This window comes from Arthrobacter sp. P1_B11 (genome assembly GCF_056406715.1).
Map to the genome: position 1 here is coordinate 1 of NZ_JBFTZQ010000012.1, position 16,265 is coordinate 16,265.

The following is a 16,265-nucleotide window of genomic DNA, read 5'->3' on the forward strand; positions in this document are numbered from 1 at the left end:
GCGCAGCTGCACGTGGGCCTTGCCATCCACAACTACGGCATCCAGGAGTACATGCAGCACTCGGACGCCACCAACACCGTGTTCGAGCAGTCCATGACGTTCACCGACGGGTACCTGCACCCGGGCGACAAGCCCGGCATCGGCGTCGAATTCAACGAGGAAGCCGCGGCCACCTACCCGTACCAGCAGGCCTACCTGCCCTACAACCGCCTGGTCGACGGCACCGTCCATGACTGGTGAGGCACCACTCGTGACACAGTCTCAGTCAGCCGCCCCCGCCGAGGCTCCCGCCCGTCCCCAGGTCATCGTCATGGGGGTCTCCGGCTGCGGCAAGACCACCATCGGTGACCTCGTGGCCCGCGAACTGGGCGTGCCCTTCCTCGACGGCGATTCCCTCCATCCCGTGGAGAACGTCGCCAAAATGGCAGCCGGAACTCCACTGACGGACGAGGACCGCTGGCCCTGGCTCGCCACGGTGGGCAGGGAACTCGCCGACGCCGGCCCGGGCGGACTCGTGCTTGCCTGCTCCGCGTTGCGGCGCAGCTACCGGGACGCCATCCGGGAACAGGCGCCGGATACGGTGTTCCTGCACCTGCACGGCACCAAAGAGGTTCTTAGGGAACGGACTGAAGGGCGGTCCGGGCACTTCATGCCGCCCGCGCTGCTGGAATCCCAGCTCGCAACCCTGGAACCGCTCGAAACGGACGAAGCCGGAACCGTCGTCGACATCGCCGCCCCGGTGGACCAGGTGGTGGCCGAGGCGCTGGCCGGTATTGCCGCCGTCGCCGGTTCCGGGACTCCGGCGCCCAACGCCGCCGGTGCCGCCGGCACCGCGCCCCGGCAGTTCGACGTCGACCTTCAGGCGGCGCCGTTCAACCTCGACGACGACGCCGTGGCGTGGGTGGATTCCACGATCGCCGGGATGAGCCTCGAGGAAAAAATCGGCCAGCTGTTCATCAACCACAACAACGACTACTCCCCGGAGTACCTTGACGGGGTCCTGGACAACTACCATGTGGGCGGCATGCGCTACCGGCCCGGCCCCTCGGCGGCCGTGCAGGAACACATCCGCTACGCCCAGTCCAAGACCAAGGTGCCCCTGCTGGTGGCGTCCAACCCGGAAATGGGCGGTGCCGGCAGCTGCGACGACGGCACCTTCGTGTCCACGCACCTGCAGGCCGGCTCGCATCCGGACAAGTCCATCGCGCGGCAAATGGGTCAGGTGGCCGGCGTCGAAACCGCGGCGCTGGGCTGCAACTGGGCGTTCGCGCCGATCGTGGACATCCACTACAACTGGCGGAACACGGTCATCTCCACCCGGGCCTTCGGCAACACCCCGGACATCGTGGTGGAGCGCGCCAAGGAGTACTTCGACGGCATCAGCGAGTCACCCACTGTCTGCGCCATGAAGCACTTCCCCGGCGACGGCATGGACGAACGCGACCAGCACGTCGTCACGTCCTACAACACCCTCGGCTACGAGGAGTGGAACCGGAGCTACGGGCACGTGTACCGCGAAATGATCGGGCACGGCGTGCAGTCCATCATGGTGGGACACATCGGCGCGCCGGAACTCACGCGGCGTTTCCGACCGGGCACGGCAGACAAGGACATTCTGCCCGCCACGCTGGCTCCGGAGCTTCTCCAGGACCTGCTGCGCGGCGAGCTGGGATTCAACGGGCTAATCCTCACTGACGCCTCACAGATGATTGGCCTCACCCAGGCGATGAAGCGCAGGGACCTTGTCCCCGCCACCATCGCGGCCGGCTGCGACATGTTCCTCTTCCTCCGCAACCCCGCGGAGGACTTCCAATACATGCTGGACGGCTACAAGTCCGGCGTCATCACCGAGCAGCGCCTGCATGACGCGCTGCGCCGGATCCTGGCCCTCAAAGCCAGCCTGGGGCTGCACCTGAAGGCCTCCGCCGGGCTTGTCCCGCCGGCGGAAGCACTGGCTGTGATCGGCAGCGACGCCCACCGGGCCATCGCGGCCGAGATCGCGGACAAGACGGTCACCTTGGTCAAGGACACCGCCAACAGCCTGCCCATCACCCCGGAAACGCACAAACGGATCCGGCTGTACGGCATCTCCGGTGGCGCGGATTTCACCCGCGCTGACCCGCTGGCTTACCTGGACACCGTCAAGGCCGAGCTGGAAAGCGCCGGCTTCGAGGTGCATCTGTTCAAGACGGCGGCCCAGCGCGAGACGGCGGGAGAGACCGGCGTGAACTTCATGTCGGTTATCTCCGAGGAGGCCACCGGCGACTACGCGGACAAGTACGACGCCGCCTTTGTGTTCGCCAATGTGAAGGGGTTCGCGCAGGAGGCAGCCATCCGGATCAAATGGTCCACCCCGATGGCCGCGGAAATCCCGTGGTACGTCACCGAGGTCCCCACCGTGTTCGTCTCGCTCAACCAGCCCAACCACCTGATTGACGTGCCCATGGTCAAGACCGCCATCCACGCCCACGCCGGAACGCCCGAGGCCATTCGGGCGACCATCGAAAAGATCCAGGGAAAGTCCGTATTCCAGGGTACGTTTAACGACAACGTCTTCTGCGATTCATTCGACACGAGGCTTTAGGGCCGGATTTTCGCTAGGTTTCCGGCCTGGTGATGCGGAAACGGACCGGCGCTGAGGGGATCCCAGCAGCGCCGGTCCGTTCTTGCGTCCCGGGACTCATTTCGCAGCGAAAAACACGTGCGCAGCGGGAACCACGTGCGCTGCGGGAACCACGTGCGCAGCGGGCCGGCCGGGCGGGCCAAAATCGCGTAGTGAATACCCGTGCGGCAGCTACCCGTTGCGGCGTAGCGTTGGCTCATGGAGACAACGGGATGCGTCGTGGTCGGCGGAGGGCCGGCGGGCATGATGCTGGGGCTCCTGCTTGCGAGGGCCGGTGTGCAGGTCACGGTCCTGGAAAAACACGGCGACTTCCTGCGCGATTTCCGCGGCGACACCGTGCACGCATCCACCATTCGCCTCATTGACGAACTGGGCCTGGGCAGCGAATTCCGCGAGCTTCCGCAGAGCCGCCTTCGCAACGTCGCCTTCCCCGTTCCGGGCGTCGGCCTGGTGACGCTGGGTGATTTCTCGTCGCTGCGGCCGCCGTACAACTACATCGCCATGATGCCGCAGTGGGACTTCCTGAATTTCCTGGCCCGTGCCGCGGCGGAGGAGCCCACCTTCACGCTCCGCATGGAGCACACCGCTACATCGCTGATGTTCGACGGCGGCCGCGTCACCGGCGTCCGCTACCGCACCAGCGCCGGCGTCGAGGGTGCCATCCGGGCGGACCTCGTGGTCGCGACCGACGGCCGCCATTCCGTGTTGCGCCAGGCCGCGGGCCTGAAACCACGGGAATTTCCGGTGCCGTTCGACACCTGGTGGTTCAAGCTTCCGCGCTACCCGTCGGAACAGGGGGAAGTGGCCGGGATCGTTCCCGCATTCAAGGGCAGGGAGGCCATGATTGCGCTGTTCCGCGACGATTACTACCAGATGGGCTATCTCGGCCCTAAAGGCGCGGACGCCCGCATCCGCAGCGAGGGCGTGGACCGGTTCAGGGAACGCGTCGGCGCCCTCAGGCCCGACTTGGCGGACCGGCTGGACGCCATCGGCTCGCTCGATGACCTCCACTGGCTCGACGTGCGGCTCAACAGGCTCCGGCGCTGGTACGTGGACGGCATGCTCTGCATCGGAGACGCCGCGCACGCGATGTCTCCGGCCGGCGGGGTGGGCATCAATTTGGCCATCCAGGATGCCGTGGCCGCGGCGGCCCACCTTGCGCCTGCCCTCGTGCGCGGTCAGGTGAGCCTCAAAGAGCTCCACGCGGTGCAGCGGCGCCGGCAGATGCCTACTGTGGTGGTCCAGACGGTCCAGCGGATGATGCACCGTGCCGTGTTTGTTCCGTTGTTCACCGGCAGGAGGTCCGGTGCCCCGGCGTTCGTGCTGTTTATCGCCCGGCACGTTCCGGCTGCCCGGAGGGTCATGCCGCGCCTCATCGCGTTCGGGCCCAGGCCAGAGCACGCGCCCGGGTTTGCCCGGCGGCAGGAGCCCCGGGCAATGGCGTAGCGCGGCGCGGGCAGCTGCGGGTTCAGGGTGCGCCGGAGGGGCACCGTCACAAACTGGCGAGCCACTAAACTGGAACCCATGACTGCCACGACGGACTCTCTCTCCGCCCCTGCTGCCCGCGCCCGCCTGCTTGAACTCATCAAGGAACTCGCCGTGGTCCGCGGCAAGGTCATCCTGTCCAGCGGCGCCGAGGCCGACTATTACATCGACCTGCGCCGCATCACGCTCCACCATGAGGCCTCAAAGCTCGTGGGGCAGGTCATGCTGTCCCTGGTCGACGACGCCGGCATCGACTTTGAATGCGCGGGTGGACTGACGATGGGCGCTGACCCCGTGGGTACCGCGCTCATGCACGCCGCCAGCGACGCCGGCCGCACGGTCGACGCGTTCGTGGTCCGCAAGGCACAGAAGTCCTACGGCATGGGCCGTCAGGTAGAGGGACCGTCCGTTGAGGGCCGCAAGGTCCTGGTACTGGAGGACACATCCACCACCGGCGGCTCCGCGCTGACCGCGGTCGAAGGTGTCCGGAAGGCCGGCGGCAATGTGGTGGCCGTTGCCGTGATCGTGGACCGTGACACGGGAGCCAAGGAAAAGATCGAAGCCGAGACGGGCGTTCCTTACCTGTTCGCGTTCGGCAAGGACGAGCTCGGGCTCAGCTGAACGGGTGCTGCTAGTGGACGGCAGTTGCCGGGTAACTTAGTATTTGCGTACCCCGCATCAGTTTCCCCATCTGGAGTACCCCGCCATGCGCACGACCGATCAAGCCCTGAGCAGTGTTGAGCAGATCCAGAATCTTATTCTGGAGAGTGCCGACTTTGAGGCCTTCCTTAACGAGCTTGCCCGGTACTCCGCGCACCAGGTGGCAGGAGACGGTGACGATGCCCTGTGCGGGATAACGCTCCTGCGCGACCGCAAGGCGGCCACCATCGGCTGGAGCAGCGATTCAGCCCGTGAAGTGGACGAGATCCAGTACTCGCTGTCCCAGGGACCGTGCCTGACGGCCGCTGAGGAAGAGCGGGAGGTGCACGTCCCTGACCTCTTCGACGAGGACCGCTGGGGCCCGGACTACGCTAATGCCGTCGCCTCACACGGGCTGCGTTCCGTCCTGTCGCTGCCGTTCAACCTGCAAGGTGACGCCAAGGCCGCGCTGAACCTCTACTCGGACGTCCCGCGCAAGTTCGACGAAAAAGCGGCAGCCCGGGCCAGGGGATACACGCGCGAGATTTCACAGGCACTGCGCCTCGCCGTCAGGTTTTCGCTGCATACGGACAGCGCCACCAACCTCCGTGCCACGCTGGAATCGCGGACTATCATCGATATCGCCGTGGGTATCGTCATGGCGCAGAACCGATGCAGCCAGGAGGCCGCCGTCCGCATCCTCAGGGACGCGTCGAGCAATAGCAACGTCAAGCTGCGGGACATCGCCAAGTCCCTGGTGGATTCCGTGGGCGGGGCAGGCGCCCGCACGCACTTCGAAGAGCCGGGCCAGGGGAATACGCGCGGACCGGGCCAAAGCCAGGCCGGCTGATCCGCCCCGGCGCTTGTGCTGCGGTCCCGCGGAGGGATAGTCTGGCCGAGGTTGAGCCGTCGGCCATAGACACCCTTTTTTGGAGTACCTATGGACAACCAGCCTAATTCCCTCGCTAAGATCGACGATTCCTCGGACACTGTCCGGATCGACGTCCGGGGGAGCCTCACGCAGGATTCCCGTCCTGATCTCCTCCACGAAATCCGGCGCGTTCGCCGGATGGGTGTGACCTCGCAGTCGGTGGCCGAGTCCCGTCCGGACTTCACCGCCCTTATGTATCCGGAAGAGCTGGCTGAAACGCTGGAGGCCGCAGCCGTCCGCCCGCTGTCCAGCTATTCTTCCGAGGAGCTGCTCGCCGCCAGCGACTCCGTCTTCGAACTGCTGGACGATCCCTCCGGTCATGCCGGGAACGAACTCCTCGCGCGATACGACGCCATTGTTGAGGAACTCAACCGGCGCGAGCTCTGCAAGGCAACGGCGAAGCAGGCCGCAGGCAGCTGACCGGACCGCGGCGCCACAACGTTGCCCTAGCCAGTGGAACTGTGCCTAGGGTAGATGAGTGCCGTATGAAGTATCCGCAGGTCCGGAGCCGCGGCCGGGTGGAGAGGCTACCCGGCTGCTCCGGCATGCCTCCGACCTGAAACAGTTCTCCCGGCGTAGCTTCTTCTCCGGGGCGGGGGCGGCTTCGGTCTTGGCCGCGGACATGCTGCTGACGCAGCGGATCCAGGCGGAACGCCAGGTCCACAAGATCCTGGTGGTCGAGGACGATTTCGCCCAAAGCTATTTCCCGAACTCCAGCTGGATCCTGTTCCCGGGCTACAAGACCAGCTGGGAAGAGGCGCAGTGGATCCTGAACTCGCTGCGCGGAACCCTACGGCAACGCGGCCAGCTGGCAGCGGTTGGCTACTCGAACCTCGGGCTGGACATCGATCAACTGGTCATCGCCGTGATCGAGCATGTCCGCGCCCGGAACCTGACCAAGCTCTACTTCTACGGCCACAGCTTCGGCGGCATGGTGGCCACGCACGTGGCGGCCCGGCTCCTTGAGCTCCACGGCGTGGAGGTGGCCTTCATCCTGCTGGACTCCAGCCCGTACAGCAAATTCGACGTTCTGGACCAAAGTTGGTTCGACGGCGTCGTGTTCCTTTACGAGAGCGGATTCCGGGTGCCGTCGGTGCTGCGTGGCGGCTACGAACTGGGCGAGCGCGTGGTGCACAAGAACGAGCGTACCTGGCGGCAGATCCTGGACCAGACCCTGGAGCAGCTGTCCCCGATCGCCCCGTCGAGCGTGCTGATCCAGACCGAATCCGCCTATATCTACCACTTCGACGCCACCCGGTTTGCCGACAGGATCGGAGGTGCCCGCATGGCCTACATCGGGAATCCCCAGGACCAGACCGTCAACTATCAGACTGCACGTCAGTCCTGGGCGCGGACGTTCGCAGCCAACATGGTGTCGGCCGATCTGCAGACTGCAGGGGCGCTTCCCGCACACGCCAGCCCTGGCTGGAACCCGTTCGTCTACCGGCCCATCCTGGCGGAGCTGCAGGACAGCATCTTCCCGCTGCCCGGAGGCGGCGGGAAGATGACGCCGTTTTAGCCAGACGTCAGATCTGGCTCTTGAGGTCAGCCACCGAGTTCAGGATCTGGTTGGGCCGGAACGGGTAGGCTGCGATGTCGTCCTTGTGCGTGATTCCGCTGAGCACCAGCACGGTGTGCAGCCCCGCTTCCATCCCGGCGATGATGTCCGTGTCCATCCGGTCACCGATCATGGCGGTGGTTTCCGAGTGGGCATCGATCTGGTTCATGGCCGAACGGAACATCATGGGATTCGGCTTGCCCACAATGTACGGTTCGCGGCCGGTGGCCTTGGTGATCAGGGCCGCGATGGCTCCGGTGGCCGGCATGGGGCCGTCCTTGGACGGACCCGTGGCATCCGGGTTCGTGGCGATGAAGCGGGCCCCGGCCAGGATCAGGCGGATCGCCATGGTGATGGCCTCGAAGGAATACGTCCGGGTTTCGCCGAGCACCACGAAGTCCGGGTTCTGGTCGGTGAGGATGAAGCCTGCCTCGTGCAGCGCCGTCGTGAGTCCTGCTTCGCCAATCGTGTAGGCGCGATTGCCGGAATCGGAGCCCTGCACCTGGTCCTTCAGGAACTGGGCGGTGGCCAGGGCCGAGGTCCAGATGTTCTCTTCCGGGATTTCCAGGCCCGAGGCCCGCAGCCTCGCCGCCAGGTCACGGGGCGTGAAGATGGAGTTGTTGGTCAGCACCAGGAAGCGCTTGGAGGTGTCCACCCAGCGCTGGATGAGTTCGGCGGCCCCGGGAACTGGCTGGTTTTCGTGGACGAGGACCCCGTCCATGTCGGTGAGCCAACACTCGATTTCCTGCCCGCTGCGATACACCGCGGCCGATTCCTTGACCTGGTCCGATTCTGCCATGACTACCTCCGCCGGTGATGATTGCTTCCGGAGCCCAGTCTAGTGTTGAGGAGTGACTCTAACGCCCGGAACCCCGCCAGAACCGCAACCAGCTTCAGAGGAAACGCCGGAACCAAAGGCGGAGGTCGGCGTCGGGCCCTGGGAAGGCGTGTGGCCCGAAGGTGACCACTGGGACCCTGACCTGTTGGCGGACGGCGACCGCCGCAACGTCGTGGACAAGTACCGTTACTGGAAGCACGAGGCCATCGTGGCGGATCTGGATTCCAAGCGGCACGAGTTCCACATCGCCATCGAAAACTGGCAGCACGACTTCAACATCGGCACTGTGGTGCGCACCGCCAACGCCTTCCTCGCCAAAGAGGTCCACATCATCGGACGACGCCGGTGGAACCGCCGCGGGGCCATGGTCACCGACCGCTACCAGCACGTCCGCCACCACCCCACCGTGGAGGATTTCGTGGCGTGGGCCCGGGGGGAGGGGCTGGCGATCATCGGGATCGACATCTTCCCGGATTCGGTGCCGCTGGAAACCTACGAACTGCCCCGCAAATGCGTGCTCGTCTTTGGCCAGGAGGGCCCCGGCCTGACCCCTGAAGTGCACGAGGCCGCGGAGGCCACACTGTCCATCGAGCAGTTCGGCTCCACCCGCTCCATCAACGCCGGGTCCGCGGCGGCGATTGCCATGCACGCGTGGGTGCGCCGGCACGTGTTCGGCCAGGGCTTCCAGTTGCGCTGAGATGGCGGTTCGCATGAGTGTCCGGCGGACTGCCGGCAAGCGCCATCTGGCGTGCGAATCGAGCCAAGTGTTACCCGGCCGCGTGACCCGAAACACGGCCGGTGCGCAGAAATGGCTAGGATGGTTCCTAGCCGACGAGGTTCACTCCAGGGTCAACACAACCCGCAGACGAAATTCACTTTAGGAGTCAGCATGCCCATTGCAACCCCAGAGATCTACGCCGACATGATCGACCGCGCAAAAAAGGGCGGCTTCGCATTCCCGGCGGTCAACGTCACCTCCTCCCAGACCCTGAACGCTGCCCTCCGCGGTTTCGCCGAGGCTGAGTCCGACGGCATCGTCCAGGTTTCCACCGGCGGTGCCGCGTACTGGTCCGGCGCCTCCACCAAGGACATGGTGGCCGGTTCGCTGGGCTTCGCCGCGTTCGCCCGCGAGGTTGCCAAGAACTACAACGTCAACATCGCCCTCCACACCGACCACTGCCCCAAGGACAAGCTGGACGGCTTTGTCCTGCCGCTGCTGGCAGCGTCCGAGGAAGCCGTCAAGGCCGGCAAGGACCCCATCTTCAACTCGCACATGTGGGACGGCTCCGCCGAAACCCTCGACGAGAACCTGCGCATCGGCCGCGATCTGCTGGCGCGGGCTTCCGCCGCCAAGATCATCCTCGAAGTTGAAATCGGCACCGTGGGCGGCGAGGAAGACGGCGTCGAGCACGAGATCAATGAGAAGCTGTACACCACCGTTGAGGACGCCCTGGCCACCATCGAGGCCCTCGGCTCCGGCGAAAACGGCCGCTACATCACCGCCCTGACCTTCGGCAACGTGCACGGCGTGTACAAGCCCGGCGGCGTGAAGCTGCGCCCGGAGATCCTCAAGGACATCCAAGCCCAGGTCGGCGCCAAAATCGGCAAGGACAACCCGTTCGACCTCGTGTTCCACGGCGGCTCTGGCTCCTCCGACCAGGAAATCGCCGACGCCGTTTCCTACGGTGTGATCAAGATGAACATCGACACCGATACCCAGTACGCCTACACCCGCCCCGTAGTGGACCACATGCTCCGCAACTACGACGGCGTGCTGAAGGTCGATGGCGAGGTCGGCAACAAGAAGCTGTACGACCCCCGCGTCTGGGGCGCCTCCGCCGAAGCTGGACTGGCTGCCCGCGTTGTGGAAGCTGCCCAGCAGCTCGGCTCCACCGGCAAGACCTTCTAACTATGTCCGACGAATTCCGCAAGAACCTGATGGGTCCTGAGCCCACGCTCCTGCCTGCCGAGACCGAGGTCAACGCACAGCTGGACGCGGGCCAGGAAGCACTGGATCTGGTGGAAAAGCACCCGACGTCGTCGCTGCTCTGGGCCGTGCTGGCCGAGGAAGCCTGGGCCGACGGCCGCACCATCGACTCCTACGCTTACGCCCGCGTGGGTTACCACCGCGGCCTGGACTCGCTCCGCCGCAACGGCTGGCGCGGCGTCGGGCCCATCCCGTGGGAACACGAGCCGAACCGCGGCTTCCTGCGCGCACTGTACTCGCTGGGGCGGGCTTCTGCCGCCATCAACGAGGCCGAGGAGCCGGAGCGGATCGAGAAGTTCCTCAACGACTCGGACCCGGCAGCCAAGGCAGCGATCGAAGCCAGGTAGCCAAAGCAACGCGGGGTCACTTACGCCCCAATCCACTTTGATGGATTGGGGCCTGGTGACCCCGCGTTGTCGGCATCCGAGGCGTTAGCAGTTCTCATCACGCCTACCGAGTCGACTGATTTCGAGGGCGTCAGCGCCAGAACTCAGTGAGCTGCCCGGCAAGGGCTCTGCCTTGGTTGTAACCAGCCCGCGCAGCGGGCGGACGCAGCGACAGATCCATCGCACTGGCGCCGAACATGTGCTCGGAGTTACTATCCGGGAAGATCGTTTCGACTCTGCTGCCGCGTGCGCGTAGTTCGTCGACCTGTGTTGCGAGATGCAGGCCCCAGTCCGCCGGAGTCCGTGATCTGCCGCCGAATGGTGACAGCACCAGCACCCGTGCGTATCCGGCTGCCAGATCGGCATTGTCGGCGTTGGATCGGTAGCCGCCGTCGATGTATCGGCTGCCGCCGATGCTGTAGGCGAAACCACTGGCACAGCTGGCGGCCACGGCGTCCACCAGGTCGACCCCGCTGTTGCCGTCGAACACGACCGGGTCACCGGAATGGGCATCGACCGCCGTGATGAACATTCTCCGCTGCGGCCAGAGCTGACTGGGAAGCCGAGCGGCGACGGTAGCGCGCCACCGCGTTTGCCCGGAACCGTCCGACGCCGCATCCATGTCGAGTGCCGCCGCGCCCATTCTGCGGCGCATGTCAGCCGCATCCTCAGCGGCGGCGATGATCTTCCCCGTTCGCTCCATGTGGTCCGCCGCCGGCCTGACCGGAACGCGTCCTCGGTCGGATCCGACCGGACCGGTTCGTTGCTGGGGCGCCGCGGCAAGGATGGCGGCAAACAGTTCGGCCGGGGTCGCGCCAGCTATCTGTGCCGCGGCCGTCGATCCGGCCGACGTCCCGATGACCAGGTCGGCCTCGGTCACATCCAGCCCGGCATCGAACAAGCCGGCGATGGCGCCGATCAGCCACGCGTTGCCTGTCGATCCGCCGCCACCGAGGACCAATGCCCGCTCGCCCGCGGCGCGCACCTGCTTTGTGGCGTCGTCCTGCGGCTGATCCTGGTCGGACCTCGGCCGGTCGGAGGCCGTCGTCGAGGTGAAGTGCAGTCTTGAAGAAGGTGTTGTGTTCATGGGAGTCGTCTTTCGCGAAATTGCCTGGCGGGCGCTCCCAGCTGCGACTACTTCAGTCGCGCGATCGCGGACTGCATGGGAGTGCCCATTGCGATACTGCGTACATGGGTCTCACCTCCTGCCGATTGATCACGATTACCGGAAAGCTATCACGGCGGCGACGCGGTGGGCAACCGGCATTATGCCGGTTGTCGTTTGGCATTCGAACGCCACACCCTCATCTGTGACGGGCCCCTTTTAAGCACGACGGCGGGCGGTCGCCTTTCCCCTGAAAGGTGACCGCCCGCCGTCGTACTTTGAAGCGTAAGGCGCTAGCTGGCGGCCTTCGCCAGGCCGGTGCGGGCCATCGCGTCCGCGTAGACAACGTGCATCTCGTCGAGATACTGCTGCTGGCGGGCAGGCGTGCCGGCGAAGGCACGGCCGCTGAGCGAACGGACCTTGTAGGTCTTCAGGCCGCGGCGCCAGAGCAGGGGCACCTCGGTCTTGAGCAGCAGGCCGGCCAGCCGGTTGGCCTCCGTGCCGTGAGCCACGATCACGGACGCCCGGGGCACGAACGCCAGGAACTTCAACAGCGGCTTGAGTCCGGCCGAAATCTGGTCCGGGGTGAACTTGCCGTTCGGCTCGCCAGGGACATGCCACGGGTGCACATTCCACGGCATGACGTACTCGGGCCGGAGCCCGAGCTTCCACTGCACGCCGAGCATGCGGGCGGCGGCGTCGTCGTCGCCGGGCGTGATGAAGCCCGAGGGCGAGGAGGTGCCGATGTTGGAGTAGAGGCTGATGATGCGGCATTCGTCGACGTCGTGCATGGGGTCGACGTAGGGCACCTGGGTGCCTGGCTTGGTGTTCTGCAGGGAGTCGCACAGCTCATTTACGGCTGCGACGTTGGGTTCGTAACGGCGGCTCAGAAGTTGTTCACGGAAAGATTCAGTAGCCATGGCTGTCATGTATTGCTGTGTCTCCTGCGGGGATCGGTCACGCTGCCTCCCCGGAAGCGGGCGCGTCAAGTCCGGGGTGGTTTGAAATGTGGTGTGGATCGATTCCTGGTCGATCCTTATCAGTTTAGCAAGCCGCACGAAATGCGGACCCCGCCTTCTGGCGTCCCGGTGACCGAAAGGCCCGCAGGGCAGGGCCCGCGGGATGTTTAAAGAGGGCTAAATCACTGCCAGAGACGCTTCGTGGGGCGGCGTGCGCCCTCCCCGAGAGCCTCCAGCTTTGCAACGGCGATCTGGGGATGGACGCGGCCGCCCAGCCCGCAGCCGGTGGAGGCGATGACGTTTTCGCGTCCCACCAGACGGGCAAATCGCTCGATCCGGTCGGCCACCAGGTCCGGGTGCTCCACCACGTTGGTGGCATGCGAGACGACGCCGGGGATGATCACTTTGCCCTCGGGGAGCTTGGTGTCTTCCCAGACGCGCCATTCGTGCTCATGCCGGACGTTGGCCGCCTCGAAGGAGTATCCGCCGGCGTTAATCTGCAGAACGGAGTTGATGATGTCGGCGAATGGAATGTCGGTGGTGTGCGGTCCGTGCCATGAGCCCCAGCAGACGTGCAGCTGGATCTGTTCCTCGGGCAGGTCGCGGAGGGCCCAGTTGGTGGCCTCGACGCGGAGCTGGATGAACTTGAGGTAGTCCTCAAGGCTGGGCTCGGGGTTGATTTGGTCCCAGCTTTCGGCCAGCGACGGGTCATCCAGCTGCACCGTCAGGCCGGCATCAATGATGGCCTTGTATTCCTCCCGCATGGCGTCAGCGCACGCGTAGAGGAGCTCCTCATCAGTTTTGTAGTACTCGTTGGCCACCCGGGCGCAGGAGCCCGGGGACAGCGAGGCAACGAAACCGTCCGTGAGGCCGGCAGCGGCGAGGCCCGTCTTGAGGTTGGCGATGTCCGAGGCCACCAGCGCCTGCCCCGTGTAGCTCAGGGGGCCGGCGATCTTGGGCTGGGAAACGCTCTTGCGGTGCGCAAGGATTCCCGAGGACGGATCGTTGTTGGCGCTGGACCACCTCCACCACCGATGTTTCCAGCAGGTCCAGGAATTCCGGCGTGATTCCGTCTGCTTCCTTGGCCTCGTTGGCGGCAATGAGCTCAGGCGTCCGGGGCAGCGAGCCGGCGCGGGTGACGCGGATGTGGTCGGCATTAAGGGACATCGCGGAATTCCTTTCCATCGGTCCTGGCGGTAGCACCTTTACTGAGGGCCGGCCCTGTCGTAGGGGACCTGCCTTCGGGCGAGGTTGCTGCGGCGTCAGTGATCCAGGTCTCTCGGCCGCTCGGGATGGTCACTCTCGCTTAATTCCACGGGGCGAGCGCTGGCAAATCGTTGGCCATATATGTCGCGGTAAGGCAGGCAGGCAGCGGCGGCTCATGATGCTGGCTGAGACGGCCGTGGAGTTCACAGGAAAATAGACGAGACAGCGCCGCCGCGGCTCATCGGCCAAAGCGAGACTTCAGCGGCCCATCGGCTAAACTTGGGTGGTAAGAGCCCCGGAACTCTTGCGTCTTCGCTCATTGGCCAACGCCGTGCGTGCGGGCGATGAATTCGGGGCATTCTCATGAACGGCGCTGCGTTGTGGCGGGCCCACCTGGTGGGCCAACTGCGGGTGGCCCGAACGAATGGGGGAGGATCCCATGCCAGCAATCGTGATCGTCGGAGCCCAATGGGGCGACGAAGGCAAAGGTAAGGCCACCGACCTGCTCGGCGGCCGCGTCGACTACGTCGTCAAGCCGAACGGCGGCAACAACGCCGGGCACACCGTCGTCGTGGGCGGTGAGAAGTATGAGCTCAAGCTCCTTCCTGCCGGCATCCTGAGCCCGAACGCGGTTCCGATTATTGGCAACGGCTGCGTGGTGAATCTTGAAGCCCTGTTCCAGGAGATCGACGGCCTCGAGGCCCGCGGCGCGGACACCTCCAAGCTGCGCGTCTCGGCCAACGCCCACCTCGTAGCGCCGTACCACCAGGTGCTGGACAAAGTCACCGAGCGTTTCCTGGGCAGCCGCGCCATCGGCACCACCGGCCGCGGCATCGGCCCGGCCTACATGGACAAGGTGGCCCGCCTCGGCATCCGCGTCCAGGATGTCTTCGACGAGTCCATCCTTCGCCAGAAGGTAGAAGGCTCGCTGCGCCAGAAGAACGAACTGCTGGTCAAGGTCTACAACCGCCGCGGCATCCTCGTGGACGAGATCGTCAACTACTTCCTCTCCTTCGCGGAACGGCTGCGCCCGCTGGTCATCGACAGCACGCTGGTGCTGAACACCGCCTTGGACGAGGGCAAGGTGGTGCTTATGGAGGGCGGCCAGGCCACGTTCCTCGATGTGGACCACGGCACCTACCCGTTCGTCACCTCCTCCAACCCGACCGCCGGCGGCGCCTCGGTGGGCTCCGGCATCGGGCCCACGCGCATCTCCCGGTCCATCGGAATCATCAAGGCGTACACCACGCGCGTTGGAGCGGGTCCGTTCCCCACGGAACTGTTCGACGAGATGGGCATGTACCTGCAGAAAACCGGCGGCGAGTTCGGCGTGAACACCGGCCGTCCGCGCCGCTGCGGCTGGTACGACGCCGTCCTGGCACGGCACGCCTCCCGCGTCAACGGGTTCACGGACTACTTCGTCACCAAGCTGGACGTGCTCACGGGCATCGAGCAGATCCCGGTCTGCGTCGCATACGACGTCGATGGTGTCCGGCATGACGAAATGCCCATGACCCAGACCGAGTTCCACCACGCCAAGCCCATCTTCGAGTACTTCGAAGGCTGGACCGAGGACATCACCGGCGCCCGTACCCTCGCGGACCTGCCGGAGAACGCCCGGAACTACGTGCTGGCGCTGGAGAAGCTGTCCGGCACCCGATTCTCCGCGATCGGCGTGGGCCCGGACCGCGACCAGACCATCGTGGTCAACGACCTCATCAACGACTGACGACTCCACTCCAGGGACGTTCGACGGCGGCGGGTCACCTTTGTCAGGTGGCCCGCCGCCGTCGTACCCTCCCGGATATCTAAGGAATTTCCGGTTGCGCGTAACCTGCGACCCCCCTTGCTGCGATTACGTATGTGTAAGCGCCGGGCCGGTGGCCTTCCCCCCATCGGCCCCCGGCCCGGCCTTCAACCAACCAAAGGACTTTTTTTCTTATGAAGAGTGTTAGCAAGACCACCAAGATTGCTGTCGGCGCCGCCATCATCGTTGTCGGAGGCTTCTCCAGCATCGGACTGGCCAACGCGGCCCAGGTATCGGGCTCACAGCATGCAGAGGTGACCCCCGCTACGCCCGCCGTTCCGGCCACGCCTGCCGTTCCCGCTACGCCCGCCGTTCCGGCCACGCCCGAGGCGCCGGCCGTGCCCGCCGTCCCGGCCGCTCCGGACGCCAAGGCCAAGGCTGCTGGCGAGGCTTCGGACGCCGCTGATGCCAGCGTGGAAGCGGACAAGGACTCCGCGGCGGCCAAGGCACACGCCTCACGCGCCGGCAACACTGCCGGTGCTGACGCGGTCACCGCAATCCCCGCCACGCCAGCTGTTCCTGGCGGCGCCGGTGTTCCCGCCACCCCGGCTGTTCCCGCCACCCCGGCTGTTCCGGACGTTGCAGACCACGTGGCCAAGCCGGCCACGCCGTCCGTTTCCGGCGGCGCCGATGTCCGCGCCGACGCAGATGCATCCGCTGACGTGCCCAAGGCCGGCAAGTAAACAGCGACTTCCCCGACTAGGGGCTCACGGTGTGCGGCGGCTAGGCTTACTACCGCCG

General features: G+C 65.6%; 15 protein-coding genes and 1 pseudogene. 12 read left to right on the forward strand and 4 right to left on the reverse strand.

Annotation, left to right across the window (positions count from 1 at the left end):
* The 7 genes from AC1D14_RS11705 to AC1D14_RS11735 all read left to right on the forward strand — a co-directional run.
* A partial coding sequence (locus AC1D14_RS11705) for an enolase C-terminal domain-like protein (RefSeq protein WP_476968548.1) occupies positions 1 to 240 on the forward strand: 240 nt, incomplete at its 5' end.
* A gap of 70 nt (positions 241 to 310) precedes the next feature.
* Positions 311 to 2,584 (forward strand): gluconokinase, GntK/IdnK-type, encoded by a 2,274-nt coding sequence (locus tag AC1D14_RS11710; protein WP_476968563.1) that lies wholly within the window; start codon positions 311 to 313, stop codon positions 2,582 to 2,584.
* A 237-nt stretch (positions 2,585 to 2,821) separates the two neighbouring features.
* The gene (locus AC1D14_RS11715; RefSeq protein WP_230118689.1) at positions 2,822 to 4,069 is read left to right on the forward strand and encodes an FAD-dependent oxidoreductase; all 1,248 of its coding nucleotides are present in this window, start codon (positions 2,822 to 2,824) and stop codon (positions 4,067 to 4,069) included.
* A 78-nt stretch (positions 4,070 to 4,147) separates the two neighbouring features.
* Positions 4,148 to 4,729: an orotate phosphoribosyltransferase gene (gene pyrE, locus AC1D14_RS11720; RefSeq protein WP_230118690.1), complete on the forward strand. Its 582-nt coding sequence runs from the start codon at positions 4,148 to 4,150 to the stop codon at positions 4,727 to 4,729.
* Positions 4,730 to 4,814: 85 nt separating this feature from the next.
* A complete protein-coding gene (locus tag AC1D14_RS11725) occupies positions 4,815 to 5,597 on the forward strand; it encodes a GAF and ANTAR domain-containing protein (protein WP_230118691.1) in 783 nt (260 codons plus the stop codon).
* Between the two features lie 90 nt (positions 5,598 to 5,687).
* Positions 5,688 to 6,098, forward strand: a complete 411-nt coding sequence (locus AC1D14_RS11730) for a hypothetical protein (protein ID WP_476968549.1) — start codon at positions 5,688 to 5,690, stop codon at positions 6,096 to 6,098.
* A 58-nt stretch (positions 6,099 to 6,156) separates the two neighbouring features.
* Positions 6,157 to 7,197 (forward strand): alpha/beta fold hydrolase, encoded by a 1,041-nt coding sequence (locus AC1D14_RS11735; RefSeq protein WP_476968550.1) that lies wholly within the window; start codon positions 6,157 to 6,159, stop codon positions 7,195 to 7,197.
* A 7-nt stretch (positions 7,198 to 7,204) separates the two neighbouring features.
* On the opposite strand, the gene AC1D14_RS11740 is transcribed toward AC1D14_RS11735, so the two are convergent.
* Positions 7,205 to 8,035: an HAD-IIA family hydrolase gene (locus AC1D14_RS11740; RefSeq protein WP_230118694.1), complete on the reverse strand. Its 831-nt coding sequence runs from the start codon at positions 8,033 to 8,035 to the stop codon at positions 7,205 to 7,207.
* A gap of 52 nt (positions 8,036 to 8,087) precedes the next feature.
* Between AC1D14_RS11740 and AC1D14_RS11745 the strand changes: the two genes are divergently transcribed.
* The 3 genes from AC1D14_RS11745 to AC1D14_RS11755 all read left to right on the forward strand — a co-directional run bounded on the left by AC1D14_RS11745 (position 8,088) and on the right by AC1D14_RS11755 (position 10,408).
* Positions 8,088 to 8,771, forward strand: coding sequence for a TrmH family RNA methyltransferase (locus AC1D14_RS11745; protein ID WP_476968551.1), 684 nt, complete (start codon positions 8,088 to 8,090; stop codon positions 8,769 to 8,771).
* Positions 8,772 to 8,963: 192 nt separating this feature from the next.
* Positions 8,964 to 9,983 (forward strand): class II fructose-bisphosphate aldolase, encoded by a 1,020-nt coding sequence (gene fbaA / locus AC1D14_RS11750; protein ID WP_230118695.1) that lies wholly within the window; start codon positions 8,964 to 8,966, stop codon positions 9,981 to 9,983.
* A gap of 2 nt (positions 9,984 to 9,985) precedes the next feature.
* Positions 9,986 to 10,408, forward strand: a complete 423-nt coding sequence (locus AC1D14_RS11755; RefSeq protein WP_230118696.1) for a DUF3151 domain-containing protein — start codon at positions 9,986 to 9,988, stop codon at positions 10,406 to 10,408.
* A gap of 130 nt (positions 10,409 to 10,538) precedes the next feature.
* Here the strand turns inward: AC1D14_RS11755 and AC1D14_RS11760 are convergent, their stop codons facing one another.
* From AC1D14_RS11760 to AC1D14_RS11770, 3 genes and pseudogenes are all read right to left on the reverse strand, one after another.
* Positions 10,539 to 11,534, reverse strand: a complete 996-nt coding sequence (locus tag AC1D14_RS11760) for a patatin-like phospholipase family protein (RefSeq protein WP_230118697.1) — start codon at positions 11,532 to 11,534, stop codon at positions 10,539 to 10,541.
* A gap of 311 nt (positions 11,535 to 11,845) precedes the next feature.
* Positions 11,846 to 12,481, reverse strand: a complete 636-nt coding sequence (locus AC1D14_RS11765) for a uracil-DNA glycosylase family protein (protein WP_230118698.1) — start codon at positions 12,479 to 12,481, stop codon at positions 11,846 to 11,848.
* Between the two features lie 212 nt (positions 12,482 to 12,693).
* A pseudogene (locus AC1D14_RS11770) lies at positions 12,694 to 13,678 on the reverse strand (cobalamin-independent methionine synthase II family protein).
* Between the two features lie 478 nt (positions 13,679 to 14,156).
* Between AC1D14_RS11770 and AC1D14_RS11775 the strand changes: the two are divergent.
* Both AC1D14_RS11775 and AC1D14_RS11780 read left to right on the forward strand, forming a co-directional pair.
* Positions 14,157 to 15,446, forward strand: a complete 1,290-nt coding sequence (locus AC1D14_RS11775; protein ID WP_230118699.1) for an adenylosuccinate synthase — start codon at positions 14,157 to 14,159, stop codon at positions 15,444 to 15,446.
* Between the two features lie 212 nt (positions 15,447 to 15,658).
* Positions 15,659 to 16,207 (forward strand): hypothetical protein, encoded by a 549-nt coding sequence (locus AC1D14_RS11780; RefSeq protein ID WP_230118700.1) that lies wholly within the window; start codon positions 15,659 to 15,661, stop codon positions 16,205 to 16,207.
* Positions 16,208 to 16,265 lie beyond the last annotated feature (58 nt).